This is a genomic window from Ciceribacter azotifigens (assembly GCF_048159625.1).
GTDB lineage: Bacteria > Pseudomonadota > Alphaproteobacteria > Rhizobiales > Rhizobiaceae > Allorhizobium > Allorhizobium azotifigens.
Genome location: NZ_JBLQTA010000015.1, coordinates 1 through 17,584 on the forward strand (window position 1 = coordinate 1; position 17,584 = coordinate 17,584).

The 17,584-nt window shown below is 64.1% G+C and carries 19 protein-coding genes and 1 pseudogene; 13 read left to right on the forward strand and 7 right to left on the reverse strand.

Annotated elements, in window-relative coordinates; translation table 11 throughout:
- A pseudogene (locus tag ACM6UT_RS18215) lies at positions 1-97 on the forward strand (2-hydroxyhepta-2,4-diene-1,7-dioate isomerase); the annotation flags it as partial.
- Positions 98-149: 52 nt separating this feature from the next.
- Here ACM6UT_RS18215 and ACM6UT_RS18220 read toward each other — a convergent pair.
- Together ACM6UT_RS18220 and ACM6UT_RS18225 are read right to left on the reverse strand one after the other, a co-directional pair.
- Entirely contained in the window at positions 150-1,064 is a 915-nt protein-coding gene (locus ACM6UT_RS18220) for a sugar kinase (protein WP_416798767.1), read from the reverse strand.
- Positions 1,061-1,762, reverse strand: coding sequence for a GntR family transcriptional regulator (locus ACM6UT_RS18225; RefSeq protein WP_416798768.1), 702 nt, complete (start codon positions 1,760-1,762; stop codon positions 1,061-1,063). The genes ACM6UT_RS18220 and ACM6UT_RS18225 overlap by 4 nt, the downstream gene beginning before the upstream one ends.
- Positions 1,763-1,866: 104 nt before the next feature.
- On the opposite strand from ACM6UT_RS18225, the gene uxaC reads away from it, so the two are divergent.
- From uxaC to ACM6UT_RS18275, 10 genes are all read left to right on the forward strand, one after another.
- On the forward strand, positions 1,867-3,267 hold the full coding sequence (gene uxaC, locus ACM6UT_RS18230) for a glucuronate isomerase (RefSeq protein WP_416798769.1): 1,401 nt from the start codon (positions 1,867-1,869) through the stop codon (positions 3,265-3,267).
- A 31-nt stretch (positions 3,268-3,298) separates the two neighbouring features.
- Entirely contained in the window at positions 3,299-4,288 is a 990-nt protein-coding gene (locus ACM6UT_RS18235; protein WP_416798770.1) for a TRAP transporter substrate-binding protein, read from the forward strand.
- Between the two features lie 67 nt (positions 4,289-4,355).
- On the forward strand, positions 4,356-4,877 hold the full coding sequence (locus tag ACM6UT_RS18240; protein ID WP_416798771.1) for a TRAP transporter small permease: 522 nt from the start codon (positions 4,356-4,358) through the stop codon (positions 4,875-4,877).
- 2 nt (positions 4,878-4,879) lie between these two features.
- The gene (locus tag ACM6UT_RS18245) at positions 4,880-6,160 is read left to right on the forward strand and encodes a TRAP transporter large permease (RefSeq protein ID WP_416798772.1); all 1,281 of its coding nucleotides are present in this window, start codon (positions 4,880-4,882) and stop codon (positions 6,158-6,160) included.
- Positions 6,161-6,167: 7 nt separating this feature from the next.
- Positions 6,168-6,491 carry a cupin domain-containing protein gene (locus ACM6UT_RS18250; RefSeq protein ID WP_416798773.1) on the forward strand — a complete coding sequence of 108 codons (324 nt, stop codon included), beginning with the start codon at positions 6,168-6,170 and terminating at the stop codon, positions 6,489-6,491.
- 23 nt (positions 6,492-6,514) lie between these two features.
- Positions 6,515-7,336 carry a 5-dehydro-4-deoxy-D-glucuronate isomerase gene (kduI, locus tag ACM6UT_RS18255; RefSeq protein WP_416798774.1) on the forward strand — a complete coding sequence of 274 codons (822 nt, stop codon included), beginning with the start codon at positions 6,515-6,517 and terminating at the stop codon, positions 7,334-7,336.
- Positions 7,333-8,082 carry a 2-dehydro-3-deoxy-D-gluconate 5-dehydrogenase KduD gene (gene kduD / locus ACM6UT_RS18260; RefSeq protein WP_416798775.1) on the forward strand — a complete coding sequence of 250 codons (750 nt, stop codon included), beginning with the start codon at positions 7,333-7,335 and terminating at the stop codon, positions 8,080-8,082. The genes kduI and kduD overlap by 4 nt, the downstream gene beginning before the upstream one ends.
- Positions 8,039-9,517 carry a mannitol dehydrogenase family protein gene (locus tag ACM6UT_RS18265; RefSeq protein WP_416798776.1) on the forward strand — a complete coding sequence of 493 codons (1,479 nt, stop codon included), beginning with the start codon at positions 8,039-8,041 and terminating at the stop codon, positions 9,515-9,517. Before kduD ends, ACM6UT_RS18265 begins: the two co-directional genes overlap by 44 nt.
- The gene (gene uxuA, locus ACM6UT_RS18270; RefSeq protein WP_416798777.1) at positions 9,514-10,710 is read left to right on the forward strand and encodes a mannonate dehydratase; all 1,197 of its coding nucleotides are present in this window, start codon (positions 9,514-9,516) and stop codon (positions 10,708-10,710) included. The genes ACM6UT_RS18265 and uxuA overlap by 4 nt, the downstream gene beginning before the upstream one ends.
- Positions 10,703-12,235, forward strand: coding sequence for a UxaA family hydrolase (locus ACM6UT_RS18275; protein ID WP_416798778.1), 1,533 nt, complete (start codon positions 10,703-10,705; stop codon positions 12,233-12,235). The genes uxuA and ACM6UT_RS18275 overlap by 8 nt, the downstream gene beginning before the upstream one ends.
- Positions 12,236-12,320: 85 nt before the next feature.
- On the opposite strand, the gene ACM6UT_RS18280 is transcribed toward ACM6UT_RS18275, so the two are convergent.
- On the reverse strand, positions 12,321-13,754 hold the full coding sequence (locus ACM6UT_RS18280; protein WP_416798779.1) for an NAD(P)(+) transhydrogenase (Re/Si-specific) subunit beta: 1,434 nt from the start codon (positions 13,752-13,754) through the stop codon (positions 12,321-12,323).
- Positions 13,755-13,769: 15 nt separating this feature from the next.
- Positions 13,770-15,344, reverse strand: coding sequence for a Re/Si-specific NAD(P)(+) transhydrogenase subunit alpha (locus ACM6UT_RS18285; protein WP_416798780.1), 1,575 nt, complete (start codon positions 15,342-15,344; stop codon positions 13,770-13,772).
- A 280-nt stretch (positions 15,345-15,624) separates the two neighbouring features.
- On the opposite strand from ACM6UT_RS18285, the gene ACM6UT_RS18290 reads away from it, so the two are divergent.
- Positions 15,625-15,789: a DUF1328 domain-containing protein gene (locus ACM6UT_RS18290; RefSeq protein WP_416798781.1), complete on the forward strand. Its 165-nt coding sequence runs from the start codon at positions 15,625-15,627 to the stop codon at positions 15,787-15,789.
- A gap of 224 nt (positions 15,790-16,013) precedes the next feature.
- Here ACM6UT_RS18290 and ACM6UT_RS18295 read toward each other — a convergent pair whose 3' ends face one another.
- Together ACM6UT_RS18295 and ACM6UT_RS18300 are read right to left on the reverse strand one after the other, a co-directional pair.
- A complete protein-coding gene (locus tag ACM6UT_RS18295) occupies positions 16,014-16,580 on the reverse strand; it encodes an RNA polymerase sigma factor (RefSeq protein ID WP_416798782.1) in 567 nt (188 codons plus the stop codon).
- A complete protein-coding gene (locus ACM6UT_RS18300) occupies positions 16,580-16,786 on the reverse strand; it encodes a NepR family anti-sigma factor (protein ID WP_416798783.1) in 207 nt (68 codons plus the stop codon). The genes ACM6UT_RS18295 and ACM6UT_RS18300 overlap by 1 nt, the downstream gene beginning before the upstream one ends.
- Positions 16,787-16,927: 141 nt before the next feature.
- On the opposite strand from ACM6UT_RS18300, the gene ACM6UT_RS18305 reads away from it, so the two are divergent.
- A complete protein-coding gene (locus ACM6UT_RS18305; RefSeq protein ID WP_416798784.1) occupies positions 16,928-17,092 on the forward strand; it encodes a DUF1328 domain-containing protein in 165 nt (54 codons plus the stop codon).
- A gap of 129 nt (positions 17,093-17,221) precedes the next feature.
- Here the strand turns inward: ACM6UT_RS18305 and ACM6UT_RS18310 are convergent, their stop codons facing one another.
- The gene (locus ACM6UT_RS18310) at positions 17,222-17,560 is read right to left on the reverse strand and encodes a hypothetical protein (RefSeq protein ID WP_416798785.1); all 339 of its coding nucleotides are present in this window, start codon (positions 17,558-17,560) and stop codon (positions 17,222-17,224) included.
- Positions 17,561-17,584: the final 24 nt, after the last annotated feature.

Below are 17,584 nucleotides of genomic sequence, written 5' to 3' on the forward strand. Positions count from 1 at the left end.
GGGCATGAAGCCGCCCCGCTACCTCAGGGACGGAGACACCGTCGAGCTCGGCATCCAGGGCCTCGGTACACAGAAACAGACGTTCAGAGCCGATTGATCAGACGACGAGAGGCGAGCGGGCTTCCCGCTCGCCGATTGCCCTCAAGGCTTCACGCGTCGATCTCGACGAGTGCCCCGCGCTTGCCGATCACCTGTGCGGCCACCTGCGCGCCGCGGTTGATCGCATCCCCCAATGATGCCCCCGAAAGCCGCGCCGAAAGGAAGCCGGCATTGAAGCTGTCGCCGGCGGCGGTGGTGTCGACGACCTCGGCAACCGGTTGCGGATCGAACGTGACGACGCCCTCGTCGCGGCCCTCCGCATGGATGCGTCCGACGCCGTTCTTCACGACGATCGTCGAGGCCCCGGCGTTCCGGTAGCGGGCGATCGTTTCGAGCGGCGAGGCCTCACCGTAATACTGCCCGTCCTCGTCGAAGGAAGGCAACACGATATCCGCAACGGCGGCGGCTTCCGCCACCGCAGCGCACATCACCGCGACGTCGGGCCAGAGTCTCAGCCGCATGTTGGGATCGAAGGCGACGACAGTTCCCCGCCGACGTGCCTCGGCGAGGGTATCGAGAAGGTTGCGGCGATCCTCTTCGGAGAGAATCGCAAGCGTGATCCCGGAAAAGAGAGCGACGTCCGTTTCGGCGAGCGCCGCCGAAAGCACCTCGCGATCCCGTGCGAGCAGCTTTGCCGCCGACTGTCCCCGCCAATAGGAGAAGCTGCGCTCGCCGTTGTCGAGCTCGATCATGTAGAGGCCGACCGTGCGCCCGGAAATGCGCCGGACGCTGTTGGTACCGACACCTGCCTCCTGCATGAAGGCCAGCATGTGATCGGAAATCCGGTCCTCGCCGACGGCCGAGCAGTAGTCGACCGCCCAGGCCTCGGGCAGCAGGCGGCGCAGATACCAGGCGGTGTTGAAGGTGTCGCCGGCGAAGTTGCGCGTATAGGCACCATCGCCACGCGGCGCCATCTCGACCATGCATTCCCCGATTGCAAGAACCCGGTGATGTCTTTCGTTCATTTCTCGTCCGCCGCAAAATATTGCCCGTGGCTTTCCCGGATGCGTCCGATGATTCCCTTGATCCGCGAGAGATGGACGCGCATGCAGGCCGCGGCAGCATCTCCGTCATGCGCCCTCAGCGCCTTCAGGATCTCGATGTGATCCGCAAACGCGCTCTGCGCTCCGAAGGAAAGGCTCAGATACCGGACCCGGTCCATGTGCGCCTTGCTGTCGCGGATCAGCGCCCAGGCAAAGTCGTGACCGGACATGTCGCAGATTCGCTTGTGAAAGTCATCGTCCAGCGCATGGAACAGGACCTTGTCGTCCGCCTCCATCGCCCGGCGCTGCCTTTCGATCAATTCCTCCAGCTCGTCCATCTGCTGGTCGGTGAGCACCGCAGCCGCGGCCCGAGCCGTTTCCATTTCGAGAGCCGTGCGGATGAACCGCGCCTGCAGGACGCCCTTTTCCGAAATGTGGGTGACGACCGTCGCCCGCTGCGGCCGGATGAGCAGGAAGCCGAGCTGCGACAGGCGGTAGAAGGCATCGCGCACAGGTTGTCGCGAGACACCCATTTGCTTTGCGACCTCCACCTCCGACAGCTTTGTGCCCGGCGGCAGATCGAGCTCCACCACCTGATGATAAAGCTGCTCGAAAACCAGATCGGTAACCGATGGCACACGCAGGCTATCCACTGCGCGAAGCTGAAGCTGATCAGCCATGAGGCCTCCGTTGACTCGTGTTGCATACTAACATATTAGTTTGCTCCGGAAATGCAAATCGCGTTTCCGGACCTTAGTGAGCGAGCGGCGAGGAGGCCACGGATTTGCTGCAGGAGGACAGGCTTTTCCCGATCGAATCGACAGCCCGCGGCGTGGCCCGCAGTCTCTACGAGACCGTTCGGACCCTGCCGATCGTCAGTCCCCACGGTCATACCGATCCGCGCTGGTTCGCAGAAAACGCTCCTTTCCCCGACCCTGCCCATCTCTTCGTCGTTCCCGACCACTATGTCTTCCGCATGCTCTGCTCACAGGGCATTCCGCTCGCAGCCCTCGGCGTGCCGCGTGTCGACGGCGGTCCGACGGAAACCGACGGACGGAAGATCTGGCGGCTCTTCGCCGAGAACTTCCACCTCTTCCGCGGCACCCCGAGCCGCCTCTGGGTCGAGCAGTCCTTCGCCGATGTCTTCGGGCTCACAAAGCGCTTCTCGGCCGAGACGGCCGACGAATTCTACGATCACATCAAGGACTGCCTCGCCCGCCCGGAATTTCGCCCGCGGGCGCTGTTCGAGCGCTTCGGCATCGAGGTGATCGCGACGACCGAGAGCCCGCTCGACGAACTCAGGTGGCATGAGATGATCCGTCAGTCCGGCTGGTCCGGCCGCGTCGTCACCGCTTACCGGCCGGACCCTGTCGTCGACCCGGAGTTCGAAGGCTTCCGTGCCAATGTCGAACGCTTCGGCGAGCTCGCGGGGACCGACGCCACGACCTGGCAAGGTTATCTCGAAGCCCATCGCATCCGCCGCGCCTTCTTCAAGTCCTATGGCGCGACGAGCTCCGACCACGGCCATCCGACCGCTCGCACCGAGGACCTGCCGCAGACCGAGGCCGCGGCCCTCTTCGAGAAGGCGCTGGCCGGCCGGTGCACGCCACAGGAAGCCGATGCCTTCCGCGGCCACATGCTGACCGAGATGGCCCGCATGAGCCTGGAAGACGGTTTCGTCTTGCAGATCCATCCGGGTTCGTGGCGCAACCATTCGGCTGGCGTGATGGCGATGCACGGGCGTGACAAGGGCTTCGACATCCCGACGCGCACCGACTACGTCCGCGCTCTGAAGCCGCTGCTCGATGCCGTCGGCATGCGTCCGGAGCTCACCGTCATCCTGTTCACGCTCGACGAGACGAGCTATTCTCGCGAACTGGCCCCGCTTGCCGGCGCCTACCCGGCGCTGAAGCTCGGACCCGCCTGGTGGTTCTTCGACAGCGCGGAAGGCATGCGCCGCTTTCGCGAACTGACGACCGAAACCGCGGGCTTCTACAACACCGTCGGCTTCAACGACGACACCCGCGCATTCTGTTCGATCCCCGCCCGCCATGACGTGGCCCGCCGGGTGGACTGCGCCTATCTGGCAACGCTTATCGCGACTGGCCGCCTCGATGAGGACGAGGCTTTCGAAGTCGCCCACGACCTCGCCTACAAGCTTGCAAAGACGGCTTACCGGCTGTGAGGACAGCCGCAACAAGAGGAGGAGAAGTGAAATGAGCATCCTGAGGAAATTCGGCCTCGCCGTTCTGGCGTCCGCCGCGATCGTCGTCTCGACCATGTCGGCTCACGCGGCCGAGCTTGTGCTGCGGTCTTCCGACACGCATCCGGACGGATATCCGACCGTCGAGGCCGTCAAGTACATGGGCAAGCTGCTGGAGGAGCGCACCAAGGGGCGCATCGGCATCGAAGTGTTCCATTCCGCCCAGCTCGGTGAGGAGAAGGACACGATCGAGCAGACCCAGTTCGGCGTCATCGACCTCAACCGCGTCTCGCTCGGGCCGTTCAACAACATCATCGAGGAAACGCAGGTCGTCTCGCTCCCCTACATCTTCCGTTCCGTCGATCACATGCACAAGGTCATGGACGGCCCCATCGGTGATGAAATTCTCGCCGCCTTCGAAGCCCACGACCTGATCGGCCTCGCCTTCTACGACGGCGGCTCGCGCAGCTTCTACAACTCCGAAAAGCCGATCAAGTCCGTCGACGACCTGAAGGGCATGAAGTTCCGCGTCATGCAGTCCGACATGTTCGTCGACATGGTCGGCGCGCTCGGCGCCAATGCCACGCCGATGCCCTATGGTGAAGTCTATTCCGCGATCCAGACCGGCGTCATCGACGGGGCGGAAAACAACTGGCCTTCCTATGACAGCTCGGGCCATTTCGAAGTCGCCAAGTATTATACGCTCGACGAGCACCTGATCGTTCCGGAAGTCCTCGTCATGTCGAAGAAGAGCTGGGACAAGCTCTCTCCCGAGGACCAGACGGTCGTCCGCCAGGCGGCGAAGGACTCGGTTCCGCACATGCGCGAACTCTGGACCGCCCAGGAAAAGAAGTCGGAGGAGAAGATCCGTGCCGCCGGCGCGGAAGTCATCACCGACATCGACAAGAAACCGTTCATCGAAGCGATGAAGCCGGTCTACGAGAAGCATGTCACCTCCGCGAAGCTGAAGGACATGGTCGCCCGGATCCAGGCGACGGAATGACGACAACAGACAGGATGGCCTGCGGAATGTCCGCCGACCATCCTGCCGCTTAGCGTGGAGGCATGGCGTGCAAGACAGTATGAAAGGCTTGGCGCGATTTACCGGCTTGCTCGCGCGCGCCGCATTGTGGATCGCCGGGACCGGTCTGGTGCTGATGACGATCTTCATCGCCGCACAGGTGTTCTGGCGGTACCTGCTGAACGACAGCCTGACCTGGAGCGAACCGGCCTCCGTCATGATCATGGGCTGGTTCATCTTCCTAGGAGCGGCCGTCGGCATCCGCGAGGGATATCATCTATCGTTCGACATCCTGCTCTACGTCCTGCCGGATCGCGCCAAGAGCTGGCTGCATACGCTGTCCGACTTCGCGGTCGCGGCCTTCGGCGGGGGCATGATCTGGTTCGGCTCCTCGCTCGCCGACAAAACGGCCGGCAATGTGGTGCCGAGTCTCGGGATTTCGGGAGCATTCGACTTCATCCCGATCGTCGGCGGCGGCGTCCTCATCGTCCTTTTCTCGGCTGAACGGGTGCTACGGCGGATGGCAGGCCTGCCGACCGCGCGCTTCGGCGACGCACCGCTGGAGGAATAATCATGGAACTCTGGGTTCTTTTCGGCACCTTCGTCTTTCTGCTGCTCATCGGCACGCCGGTCGCCTTCTGCCTCGGCATTTCGAGCTTTGCGACCGTCCTCTACCTCGGACTGCCGCCGGTGGTCGTCTTCCAGCGTCTCAATTCCGGCGTCTCCGTCTTCGCGCTGATGGCAATCCCGTTCTTCATCTATGCCGGCGACCTGATGGTGCGCGGCGACATCGCCCGCCGACTCGTTGCGCTGGCCGGCGGGCTGGTCGGGCACCTGCGCGGCGGCCTCGGGCAGGTCAATGTACTGGCCTCGGTCATGTTCGGCGGCGTATCCGGCTCGGCTGCGGCGGATGCTTCCGCCGTCGGCGGCCTGATGGTGCCGCAGATGAAGGCGCGTGGCTACGACGTGGACTACGCCGTCAACGTGACGGTCGTCGGCTCGATCATCGCCCTGATGATCCCGCCGTCGCACAACATGATCATTTATTCGATCTCGGCCGGCGGACGCATCTCGATTGCCGACCTCTTCACCGCCGGCATCATCCCCGGTCTGCTGCTTGCAGTATCGCTGATGATCGCCGCCTGGCTCGTCGCGAGACGCCGCGGCTATCCGACCGAGCCATTCCCCGGCTTTCGCGCGCTCGGCGGCCTTCTCGCCTCGGCGGTGCCCGGCCTCATTCTTGTCGCGATCATCTTCGGCGGCGTCCGCTCCGGCATCTTCACCGCCTCGGAATCCTCCAACATCGCCGTGGTCTACGCCCTTCTGGTGACGCTGCTCGTTTATCGCACCCTGAGCTGGAGCGACTTCCTCGAGGCGACCTTCGCAGCGGTCCGCACCACCGCCATGGTGCTGATGGTCATCGGCTGTGCCGCGTCCTTCGGTTGGCTACTCGCATACCTGCGGGTTCCGGCATCCATGGTCGCCCTGCTGCAGGGCGTCTCCGACAACCCGCTCATCATCCTGTTGCTGCTGAACGTCGTCTTGCTGATCCTCGGCACCTTCATGGACATGTCGCCGCTGATCGTCATCACGACACCGATTTTCCTGCCGGTCGCCACCGCCTTCGGCATCGATCCGGTGCATTTCGGCGTCATCCTCGTCCTGAACCTCGGTATCGGGCTTTGCACGCCACCGGTGGGGGCCGTCCTCTTTGTCGGCTGCGCGGTCGGCCGAATACCGATATCGCAGGCGATGAAGACGATCTGGCCCTTCTACGGCGCCGCCTTCGCGACGCTGATGCTCGTGAGCTACATTCCGGCTCTGTCGCTGTGGCTTCCCTCAGTCTTCAAATAGGATTTGCATGCCCTTCGACCGCATCAAAGTGTTTCCAGAGGTCACCCTCGACAATGGCGTCGTCCGCCATGTTCTCGCCGACAGCCCCGACCTCATGGTGGTGGAATTCCGCTTTCCGGAAGGTGGCGTCGGCGCCCTGCACCACCATCCGCACGTACAATCGACCTACGTGAAATCTGGCCGTTTCGCCTTCACGGTCGGCGAGGAAACCTTCGAAATCGGACCGGGCGACAGCTTCGTCATCCCCGCGAACGCCGTCCATGGCTGCAAGGCACTGGAGACCGGTACCCTCATCGACACGTTCACACCGCGCCGCGACGATTTTCTATGACCGATATGAAGAAGGAGTGAGCCATGCTCAGCGTTGAAATCCGCCACGCCATCGACCCGCAGACCGCGAGGACCTTCGACACCACGGCGCTGCGGAAGAACTTTCATGTCGGCGACATCTTCAGGCCGGGCGAGATCAGGCTGATCTACACGCACTACGACCGCATGATCGTCGGTGGCGCGGTTCCGGCAGGCGGAAGCCTCGTCCTCGACGAGGTGAAGCCATGCGGCACCGCCTCGATCCTCGATCGTCGTGAGATGGTGGTCGTCAACATCGGCGGCGAAGGCACGGTCCTCGCCGACGGCGAATATGTGATGGCGAAGGGCGACATGCTCTATCTCGGCATGGGTTCGGGCCCCGTCACCTTTTCCGGCGACGGTCGCTTCTACATCCTCTCGGCACCCGCCCATCACACCTATCCGTCGCGCCTCATCCGTATCGACGAAGCGGCGAACATGTCGCTCGGCGCGCAGGAGACCTCCAACGAGCGCACCATCTACCAGTTCGTGCATCCGGACGTGATGACCTCCTGCCAGCTCGTCGTCGGCATGACCAAGCTTGCCAGGGGCTCCGTCTGGAATACGATGCCGGCCCATGTCCACGACCGCCGCATGGAGGCTTATCTTTACTTCGATCTTGCCGAAAACCAGCGTGTCTTTCATATGATGGGCGAGCCGGACGAAACCCGCCACATAGTGCTGAAGAACGAGGAAGGCGCAATCTCGCCGCCGTGGTCGATCCACAGTGGTGCGGGAACCGGCGCCTATACCTTCATCTGGGCGATGGCCGGCGACAATGTCGACTACAAGGACGTCGAGATGGTCTCGATGGAGACGCTGAAGTGAACGCACTCTTTTCGCTGGCGAGAAAGCGCGCCCTCGTCACCGGGGCCAATACCGGCATCGGCCAGGCGATCGCCCGCTCACTCGCCGAAGCCGGCGCCGATGTCGTCTGTGCCGGCCGGTCCGCCGTCACCGAGACGATCGATCTCATCACCAGCACAGGCGGCAAGGCCGAAGGCCTCGCGCTCGACCTTTCCGACCCGATTGCCGCAGCGACTGCCATCGAGAACCTCGCGGCTCCGGTCGACATCCTCGTCAACAATGCCGGCATCATCCGCCGCGCCGATGCCGTCGATTTTTCCGAGGCCGACTGGGACGAGGTGATGGACGTGAACCTGAAGGCCGTCTTCTTCCTGAGCCAGGCCTTCGCGCGCTCGGTCCTTGCCCGTGGCGCCAGCGGGCGGATCATCAACATCGCCTCCATGCTCTCCTTCCAGGGCGGCATTCGCGTTGCCTCCTACACCGCGTCGAAGAGCGGCGTGGCGGGACTCACCAAGCTGCTCGCCAACGAATGGGCGGCGAAGGGGATCAACGTCAACGCCATCGCCCCCGGTTACATCGCGACCAACAACACCGAGGCGCTACGCGCCGACCCGGACCGCAGCAAGGCGATCCTCGACCGCATTCCGGCCGGGCGCTGGGGCGATCCCGAAGACATCGGCGGTGCGGCCGTCTTTCTCGCCTCGCCGGCCGCAAAATACATCCATGGTGCAATCCTCAACGTCGACGGAGGCTGGCTTGCCCGCTGATCTTCCCCGTCTCCACCGGCCGGACGGCAAGCGCCCACAGCCCGGTATCGTCCATCTCGGCCTCGGCGCCTTCTTCCGGGCCCATGGTGCCGTCTACATTTCCCAGGCCATGGAGAGATCCGGCGGCGACTGGGGCATCATCGGCGTCAGCCTGGTGCGGCCCGACCAGCGGGACCTGCTGGCGCCACAGGACTATGCCTACACCGCCCTCGAACTCGGACCCGAGGGCGAAACGCCGCGCGTCATCACCGCCGTCGACCACGTGCTGGTCGCCCGGGAGAACCCGCAGGCGGTGCTCGAGGCGATGAGCGATCCGGCAATCCGTATCATCACGCTGACGGTCACCGAAAAGGGATACTGCCACGAACCCTCGACGGGCCGGCTCAACCGCCAGCACCCCGACATCGTCCATGATCTTGCGCATCCGGACGCGCCGCTTTCGGCGGTCGGTTATCTGGTGCGGGCGCTGGAGCGTCGGCGAAACGCCGGCCTGCGCCCCTTCACCGTGCTCTGCTGCGACAACCTTCCGGAAAACGGCAAGGTGGTGAAGGGTGTCGTTATCGAGTGTGCGGGGCTCATCGATCCGGCCCTTGCCGACTGGATCTCCGCCGAAGGCGCGTTCCCCTCGACGATGGTGGACCGGATCGTGCCGGCGACCAAGCCGGAAGACATCGAACGGCTGGCGGCGATGACCGGCGTCCTCGACCTTTCGCCGGTCATGCACGAGCCGTTCCGCCAGTGGGTGGTCGAGGACCGCTTCGTCGACGGCGCGCGTCCCGATCTCGGCGCGGTCGGCGTGCAGTTGGTCGGCGATGTGACGCCGTTCGAGCACATGAAGCTGCGCTGCCTCAACGGCACCCACTCTTCCCTCGCCTATCTCGGCTATCTCGCCGGACACGAGACGATCAGCGACACGGTGGCCGATCCCTCCTTCGCAAGGTTCTGCAAGGAGCTCTGGCGCGAGGAGATCGTGCCCGGACTCCGGCCACCGGAAGGTGTCGACCTCTCCGCCTATACCGACGCGCTCTTCGAGCGGTATTCGAACCCGGCGATCCGCCACCGGACATGGCAGATCGCCATGGACGGTTCGCAAAAACTGCCGCAGCGCATCCTCTCGACCGTCGCCGAGAACCTGACGGCCGGACGGCCGTTCGCCGGTCTGGCGCTTGCGGTCGCCGCGTGGATGCGCTACGTCGGCGGCGTCGACGAAAAGGGAAATCCGATCGACGTGCGCGACCCGCTCGCCGCACGACTGAAGAGCCTGAGCGACGCTGCGACCGGCGCGGACGACAAGGTCGCGGCACTCCTCGGGGTCACTGAGATCTTCCCTCCGGCGCTTGCCGGAAACGAGGGTTTTCACGCGGCGCTTGCCAAGGCCTATGCCGGCTTGCTTGAAAAGGGAGCCGCACGCATGGTGGAGGAGGTCGGCACATGATCGAGAGCTGGCGCTGGTACGGACCGTTCGATGCGATCACGCTGCCCGAAATTGCGCAGACCGGCGCGACCGGCATCGTCACCGCCCTCTACGAAGTTCCCTATGGCGAGGTCTGGCCGGAAGAGATGATCCGCGACCGTCAGGACGAGATCAGCGCGGACCGCAACCTCGGCCTCTACTGGAACGTCGTGGAGAGCCTGCCCGTCCACGAGGACATCAAACGCGGCGAAGGCGATCTCGAACGGCTCTTTGCCAACTACCGGCAATCGCTGCGCAATCTCGCTGCCTGCGGCATCTCGACCGTTTGCTACAATTTCATGCCGCTTCTCGACTGGACACGAACCCAGCTCGACGCGCCGGCACCGCGCGGCGGAACCGCCCTGCGCTTCTCGCAGCCGCATATGGCCGCCTTCGAGATCTTCATGCTCGAACGCGAAGGCGCGGAAGCTGACTACAGCGAGGAGGTTCGCGAGGCTGCCAGGGAATGGTACGAAACCTCGAGCGAGGGCCTGCGCCAGAACCTCCTGAACTCCATCATGGCCGGGCTGCCGGGCGCCTTCGACCGCTATGACGTCGCCGGCCTGAGGGAAAAGCTGAAACAGTACAAGGGAATCGGCCGCGACGAACTGAGGGCCAACTACGCTCGCTTCCTCGCCGAGGTGGTGCCGGCGGCCGAGGAATTCGGCGTTCGCCTCTGCGTCCACCCGGACGATCCGCCCCGCAATATTCTCGGCCTGCCACGCATCGTCTCGACCGGCGACGACATCGAATGGATTCTCGCCAGTCAGGACAGCCCCTCGAACGGGCTCACCCTCTGTTCGGGTTCGCTCGGCGCCAATCCCGCGAACGACGTTCCGGCCATCGCCCGCCGCTTCGCACCGCGCATTCATTTCGCACACCTGCGCAACGTCGCCAAGGAATCGGACGGCTCGTTCCAGGAGGCCGCCCATCTCGGCGGCGATACCGACATGGTCGCGCTCATTGCCGCGCTGGTCGCCGAGGAACGGCGCCGGCGGGAGGAGGGCCGCGTCGCCGTCTCCATCCCCTACCGCCCCGACCACGGCCAGGAGCTACTGGACGATGTCGGCCGCGGCACCCACCCGGGCTATCCGCTGATCGGTCGGATGCGCGGCCTTGCAGAACTCCGGGGCATCGTAAAAGCCCTCCAGCATGAAAGTGTTTCCTATGACTGAACCCACCGGTACCCTTCTCCTGCACGCCGACGACAACGTCGCGATCCTCACCGACCCGGTGGCGGCAGGCAGCCGGCCGCTCGGCTTCGGCGAGCAGCTGAAGACGCCGGTCGCCCGCGGCCACAAGATCGCTCGCGTCGCCATCCCGGAAGGCCAGCATATCTATAAGTTCGGCCAGATCATCGGCTTCGCCAGCCAGCCGATCGCCGCCGGCGAGCACGTCCACACCCACAACTGCGCCTTCGGCGAGCACGACCGCGACTACCGCATCGGCGCCGACCTTGAAAAGGCGAAGGCGGCGATCCCGGCCATCGAGCCCGCGCATTTCATGGGCTACCGGCGCGCCAACGGTCAGGCCGGCACCCGCAACTTCATCGCCATCTGCGCAACGGTGAACTGTTCCGCCACAGTGATCCGGCGGGCCGCCGACGAGGTGAACCGCTCCGGCATCCTCGATCGCTACCCGAACGTCGACGGCGTCGCCGCCTTCGCCCACGGCACGGGCTGCGCGATCTCGGTCACCGGCCCCGGCTTCGACAATCTCCAGCGTGTGCTCTGGGGCTACGCGACCCACCCGAACGTCGCGGCCGCCGTCTTCGTCGGTCTCGGTTGCGAGACCATGCAGATTGCCCGCATGCGTGCGCTTTACGGCGATCACGACGACAGCCGCTTCTTCTCGCTGACGATCCAGGAAACGGGTGGCACGACACAGACTGTCCGCCGCATCGTCGATCACATCCACGAGATCCTGCCCATCGTCAACGAGACCAAACGTGAGCCGATCCCGGCTTCTGAACTGAAGCTCGCCCTGCAATGCGGCGGCTCCGACGGCTTTTCCGGCATCACCGCCAATCCGGCGCTCGGTGTCGCAAGCGACCTGCTGGTTGGCCTCGGCGGCACGGTTGTGCTTTCCGAAACGCCGGAAATCTATGGCGCCGAACAACTCCTGCTGCGCCGCGCCGCCTCGAAGGAGGTCGCCGACAAGCTCATCGAGCGCATCACCTGGTGGGAGAACTACTGTCGGATCAATGACGGTTCGATGGACAACAATCCGAGCCCGGGCAACAAGCTCGGCGGCCTGACGACCATCCTCGAAAAGTCGCTCGGTGCCGCCGCCAAGGCCGGCAGCACGCCGATGACGGACGTCCTTCTCTACGGCGAGAAGATCACCGGCCCCGGCTTCGTCTTCATGGATACGCCCGGCTACGACCCGGTCTCGGCGACGGGACAGATCGCCGGCGGTGCCCAGCTCGTCTGCTTCACCACCGGACGCGGCTCCGCATTTGGCTCAAAGCCCGCGCCGACGATCAAGCTCTCGACGAGCAGCCGCCTCTACAACGAGATGCGCGACGACATGGACATCAACTGCGGCGATATCATCACCGAGGGCGTTTCTCTCGACGCGAAGGGCCGCGAGATCCTCGACCATGTGCTGGCGACCGCGTCCGGACAGAAGACCAAGTCCGAAGCACTCGGACTCGGCGACAACGAGTTCGTACCCTGGCAGGTCGGCGCGATCATGTGACACGGCCTCGGCGGGGCATTCCCTGAAAAGCAAAACCGGAGCAGGTCGCCCTGCTCCGGTTCTTTTTTGGGGTCGCCGCTGACGATCAGCGGATCATCGGCAGCAGGCTGTCGATCGACTTCTTGGCGTCGCCGTAGAACATCCGCGTGTTCTCCTTGTAGAAGAGCGGGTTCTCGATGCCCGAATAGCCCGTGCCCTGGCCGCGCTTCGAGACGAAGACCTGCTTCGCCTTCCAGACTTCCAGCACCGGCATGCCGGCGATCGGCGAGTTCGGGTCTTCCTGTGCGGCCGGATTGACGATGTCGTTCGAGCCGATGACGATCGCGACGTCCGTGTTCGGGAAGTCCTCGTTGATCTCGTCCATCTCGAGCACGATGTCGTACGGCACCTTCGCTTCAGCGAGCAGCACGTTCATGTGGCCCGGAAGACGGCCCGCCACCGGATGGATGGCGAAGCGTACTTCCTTGCCGGCGGCGCGCAGCTTGCGGGTGAGTTCGGAAACGGACTGCTGCGCCTGCGCCACCGCCATGCCGTAGCCCGGCACGATGATGACCGAGTCCGCATCGTTGAGTGCGTTCGCGACCCCTTCGGCATCGATCGCGATCTGTTCCCCGGTCACTTCCATCTGCGGCCCGGTCGTGGTGCCGAAGCCCCCGAGGATGACTGAAATGAAGGAGCGGTTCATCGCCTTGCACATGATGTAGGAGAGGATCGCACCCGACGAACCGACGAGCGCGCCGACGACGATCAGCAGGTCGTTCGACAGCGAGAAGCCGATCGCGGCCGCCGCCCAGCCCGAATAGCTGTTCAGCATCGACACGACCACCGGCATGTCGGCGCCGCCGATGCCCATGATCAGGTGATAACCGATGAAGAAGGCGAGCAGCGTCATCAGGACGATCGTCCATGCGCCGGAGCCGCCGACATACATGAACAGCAGGGAGAGCGAGATCAGCGCCGCACCGGCGTTCAGGACGTGACCGCCGGGCAGCTTCTTCGCCTTGCCGTCGATGCGGCCGGCGAGCTTGCCGAACGCCACCACGGACCCGGTAAAGGTGACCGCCCCGATGAACACGCCGAGGAACACCTCGACCTTGAGGATGACCTGCTCGACCGCCGTCTTGTGCGCGAGCACCGCGGCAAAGCCTTCGAGCGACGCCCGGCTTGCCTCGTCCATCGCGAGCACGCGGCCGAGTTCGATATGGGCGTTGAAGCCGATGAACACCGCTGCGAGACCGACCAGCGAATGCATGGCCGCGACGAGCTGCGGCATTTCCGTCATCTGGACGCGCTTGGCGACCACCCAGCCGATCGCTCCGCCGGCGCCGATCATGATGGCGGAGAGGAGCCAGTTGCCCTTGCCGGGGCCATAAAGCGTCGCCGCGACGGCGAGCCCCATGCCGACGATGCCGTACCAGACGGCGCGCTTGGCGCTCTCCTGGCCCGAAAGCCCGCCGAGCGAAAGGATGAAGAGAACAGCCGCGACCACGTAGGCGGCAGTGGTAAATCCGTATTCCATCGTGCCTCTCCCGCCTTACGACTTCTGGAACATGGCGAGCATGCGCCGGGTGACCATGAAGCCACCGAAGATGTTGATCCCGGCCATGAACACCGAGAGCGCACCGAGCACGATCACGAGGAAATTGCCGGAGCCGATCTGCATCAGCGCCCCGAGGATGATGATCGACGAGATCGCGTTGGTGACCGCCATCAGCGGGGTATGCAGCGAGTGCGAGACGTTCCAGATGACCTGGAAGCCGACGAAGCACGAAAGAACGAAGACGATGAAGTGGCTCATGAAGCTCGCCGGCGCGTAGAGGCCGGCAAGCAGGATCAGCGCACCGCCGCCGGCGAGCATCGCCACCTGGTTGCGGGTCTGTGCCTTGAAGGCGGCGACCTCCTGCGCGCGCCTCTCTTCGGGCGTCAGTTCCTTGGGCTTTTCCTTCGGCTTCTGCGCCGCGATCGCCTGGATCTTCGGCGGCGGCGGCGGATAGGTGATCTCGCCCTCATACGTCACCGTCGCCCCACGGATGACGTCGTCTTCCATGTTGTGGACGAGCTTGCCGTCCTTGCCGGGCGTCAGGTCCGTCATCATGTGACGGACGTTGGTCGAATAGAGCGTCGATGCCTGGGCCGCCATGCGGCTCGGGAAGTCCGTGTAGCCGATGACGATCACGCCGTTGTCCGACACGATGCGCTGGTCGGCGACCGTCAGGTCGCAATTGCCGCCGCGCTCGGCCGCGAGGTCGACGACCACCGAACCCGGCTTCATCGCCGCCACCATGTCGGCAAGCCAGAGCTTCGGCGCGTCGCGGCCGGGGATCAGCGCCGTCGTGATGACGATGTCGATCTCAGGAGCGATCTCGCGGAACTTCTTGAGCTGGGCTTCGCGGAACTCCGGCGACGACGGGGCGGCATACCCGCCGGTCGCCGCACCATCCTGCTGCTGGTCGGCGAAGTCCAGGAAGACGAACTCGGCGCCCATCGATTCGATCTGTTCGGCCACTTCCGGGCGAACGTCGAAGGCGTAGGTGATGGCACCGAGCGAGACGCTGGTGCCGACGGCGGCAAGGCCGGCGACGCCCGCGCCGATGACCAGCACCTTGGCCGGCGGGATCTTGCCGGCAGCCGTCACCTGACCGGTGAAGAAGCGGCCGAAATTGTTGCCGGCCTCGATCACCGCGCGGTAGCCCGCGATATTGGCCATCGAGGAGAGCGCATCCATCTTCTGGGCGCGGCTGATGCGCGGCACCATGTCCATCGCGATGACGTTGGCGCCCTTGTCCTTGCAGAGATCGAGCAGCGCCTTGTTCTGCGCCGGATAGAAGAAGGAAATCAGTGTCTTGCCGGCGCCGAGGCGCTCGGCCTCCACCGTCTCCGGCGGGCGCACCTTGGCGATCACGTCGGCCGCCGCATAGAGCGCCTCGGCGCTGTCGACGACATCGACGCCGGCGGCACGATAGGCGTCGTCGGAGAAGCCGGCGGCCTTGCCGGCGCCGCTTTCGATGATGCATTCATAACCCAGTTTGCGGAGTTGCGTCGCGCTGTCCGGCGTCATCGCCACGCGCGCTTCCCCCTCGAACACTTCCTTTGGCGAACCTATCTTCAAGCCAGTCTCCCCTTCGCGTCCCAGAAATCCCGTCCTGATTTCGTGATGAGACACGATCAGAACCGGACCGTTCTGTCCAGATGATTGCAGCCTTTTTCCGACCTGCCGGCGCACCATCCTGCAGCAATGCACCGATCTTCGGCTTAGCGAAGAAATGGCCGGCCCGAAAGGCCGTTCAGTGTCCAATCCGTCCACTGGATGCGAAATTTGCGCCGATCCGTGCGCTGGAACAAATTCGCCGACCGGCCATTTATTCCGCAATCGAGGAAGGAGACCCATCGTGCTGAAATGGATTTTGATATTCCTGCTGATTGCCGCCGTCGCGAGCCTGCTCGGGTTCCGCGGTGTGGCCGGTGCATCCGCGACCGTCGCACGGATCCTGATCTTCATCGTTCTGGTGGTGCTGATCATCGCCTTCTTCACCGGCATCATCATCGTCGCCTGACGGGCCGAAGAGCGACCACCCGAAGACGCCCCCCGAAGTCCACGGACTTCGGGGTTTTTCGCTTCGCTATTCGAGAGCCCCTCGACGCTCTCTGACGCTTCCCGCGTCGAACCGCCATGGGAAAAGGCTTGGTACCAGTCAGGTGGGTTGCGTAGAGTTCCGGATATGAAAAACGCCGCAGCGCACGATGGCGCGCCGCGGCGATCTCCCATTCCGTAAATCCTCTAGCTTGCGAAGGCCCGTTTGATCACGGCGGCGTCGTTGGCATCCGGCCCGTAGTCGGCCTCGCCCGTCACGCCGAGGATTTCCTGCAGCTTGTTGCGGGCGCGGTTTATGCGGCTCTTGATCGTGCCGACGGCACAGCCGCAGATGTCGGCGGCCTCCTCGTAGGCGAAGCCGGAGGCGCCGACGAGAATGATCGCCTCACGCTGGTCGGGCGGCAGTTGCTCGAGCGCCTTGCGGAAGTCCTGGAGATCGAGCGAACCATACTGCTGCGGATGCGTGGCGAGCTGCGAGGTGAAGACACCGTCGGTATCGGCCACCTCGCGTCCGCGCTTGCGCATCTGCGAATAGAATTCGTTGCGGAGAATGGTGAAGAGCCAGGCCTTCATGTTGGTACCGGGCTCGAAGTGATCCTGCTTCGCCCAGGCCTTGACGATCGTGTCCTGCACGAGGTCGTCGGCGAGGTGATGACGCCCCGTCAGCGACACGGCGAACGCCCTGAGGTTCGGGAGTGCGGCAAGCATGTCCCGCTTGAAACCGGTCTCTTCCGCGGATCTTTCTCGGTCCATCACGCATTGTCTCCCGTGACGCGCTGCTCCGCAGCATTCTTTTCCGCAGCATCGAGCCTTTCAAGAAGCTCGAGGAACTTGTCCGGTATACCCTCATCCTGCACGGATTGATAGAACTGGCGCAATCTTGAGATGATCCCCTGGTACGGGGGTGCGGCCGGCTCGCCACCGGCGCCAATATAGGCTCTGTCGGTAAATCTCGTCATTCCGTTCCCACGTGGTTGTGGAGGTGCTGCGAGGAAACGGCCGAAACTCGCCAAGGTTCCGGTCGCGCCGGGACTTTTTGGCGCCGCGGAACATTTGGCATGACGGGACGTTCTTGCGTGGTGCATACAAGGAGAAAAGCCATGCTTTACTATGCTCTTCTTTTCCTCGTCGTCGCATTGATCGCCGGCGTACTCGGTTTCGGGGGCATTGCCGGCGCGTCGGCCGGTATCGCGAAGATCCTCTTCTTTGTCTTTGTCGTGCTGTTCCTCATCTCGCTCGTCAGCCGCTTCTTCCGTAGCGCCTGACATGCGTGCGCATCTCTGAAAGCCGGCGGCGGCCTCCACGGCCGCCGCCGGCAATTGCTGCCGACGAGCCATTCCGGCATCGATGACAAACCCGGAGAGGGACATCACGGCTCGGCCATTTCCGTCTGCTCAGTAGCGTTCGTAGGGAATCGGCACAGACTGCTCGGCGACCGCCGCGAGTACCGGAACATCCAGCTTCGGCGCCGCATCGTCCAGCAGCACGGCGAGACGTTGTGGCTCTATCCGCTGACGGATCGGAGCGCGGCCGGCCAGAAGGTCCGCCTGGACCGGAATGCAGTCGGCGTAGATGACCGGTGTGAGGCGGCGTGCCTTTTTCAACTCTTGCGGAAGCGCGGCCATGCAGCTCGCACGACTGCCGAAGGAAGCGACCGCGACCGGCTCCTTCATGCAATGCCCTTCGTCGGGGTGACAGGCGACAAGAACCAAAAGCGCGGCAAGTGTGCTCATTCCCGGCCTCCATTGAGCACACGA

Bases quoted from the DNA above. Each gene is read 5' to 3' on its own strand.
- ACM6UT_RS18305 (WP_416798784.1), top strand. From the start codon at position 16,928: ATGCTTTACTATGCTCTTCTTTTCCTCGTCGTCGCATTGATCGCCGGC.
- ACM6UT_RS18235 (WP_416798770.1), top strand. From the start codon at position 3,299: ATGAGCATCCTGAGGAAATTCGGCCTCGCCGTTCTGGCGTCCGCCGCG.
- ACM6UT_RS18295 (WP_416798782.1), bottom strand. From the start codon at position 16,580: ATGGACCGAGAAAGATCCGCGGAAGAGACCGGTTTCAAGCGGGACATG.
- ACM6UT_RS18310 (WP_416798785.1), bottom strand. From the start codon at position 17,560: ATGAGCACACTTGCCGCGCTTTTGGTTCTTGTCGCCTGTCACCCCGAC.
- ACM6UT_RS18220 (WP_416798767.1), bottom strand. From the start codon at position 1,064: ATGAACGAAAGACATCACCGGGTTCTTGCAATCGGGGAATGCATGGTC.
- ACM6UT_RS18250 (WP_416798773.1), top strand. From the start codon at position 6,168: ATGCCCTTCGACCGCATCAAAGTGTTTCCAGAGGTCACCCTCGACAAT.
- ACM6UT_RS18280 (WP_416798779.1), bottom strand. From the start codon at position 13,754: ATGGAATACGGATTTACCACTGCCGCCTACGTGGTCGCGGCTGTTCTC.
- uxuA (WP_416798777.1), top strand. From the start codon at position 9,514: ATGATCGAGAGCTGGCGCTGGTACGGACCGTTCGATGCGATCACGCTG.
- ACM6UT_RS18265 (WP_416798776.1), top strand. From the start codon at position 8,039: ATGGTGCAATCCTCAACGTCGACGGAGGCTGGCTTGCCCGCTGATCTT.
- ACM6UT_RS18245 (WP_416798772.1), top strand. From the start codon at position 4,880: ATGGAACTCTGGGTTCTTTTCGGCACCTTCGTCTTTCTGCTGCTCATC.
- kduI (WP_416798774.1), top strand. From the start codon at position 6,515: ATGCTCAGCGTTGAAATCCGCCACGCCATCGACCCGCAGACCGCGAGG.
- ACM6UT_RS18275 (WP_416798778.1), top strand. From the start codon at position 10,703: ATGACTGAACCCACCGGTACCCTTCTCCTGCACGCCGACGACAACGTC.
- ACM6UT_RS18225 (WP_416798768.1), bottom strand. From the start codon at position 1,762: ATGGCTGATCAGCTTCAGCTTCGCGCAGTGGATAGCCTGCGTGTGCCA.
- ACM6UT_RS18300 (WP_416798783.1), bottom strand. From the start codon at position 16,786: ATGACGAGATTTACCGACAGAGCCTATATTGGCGCCGGTGGCGAGCCG.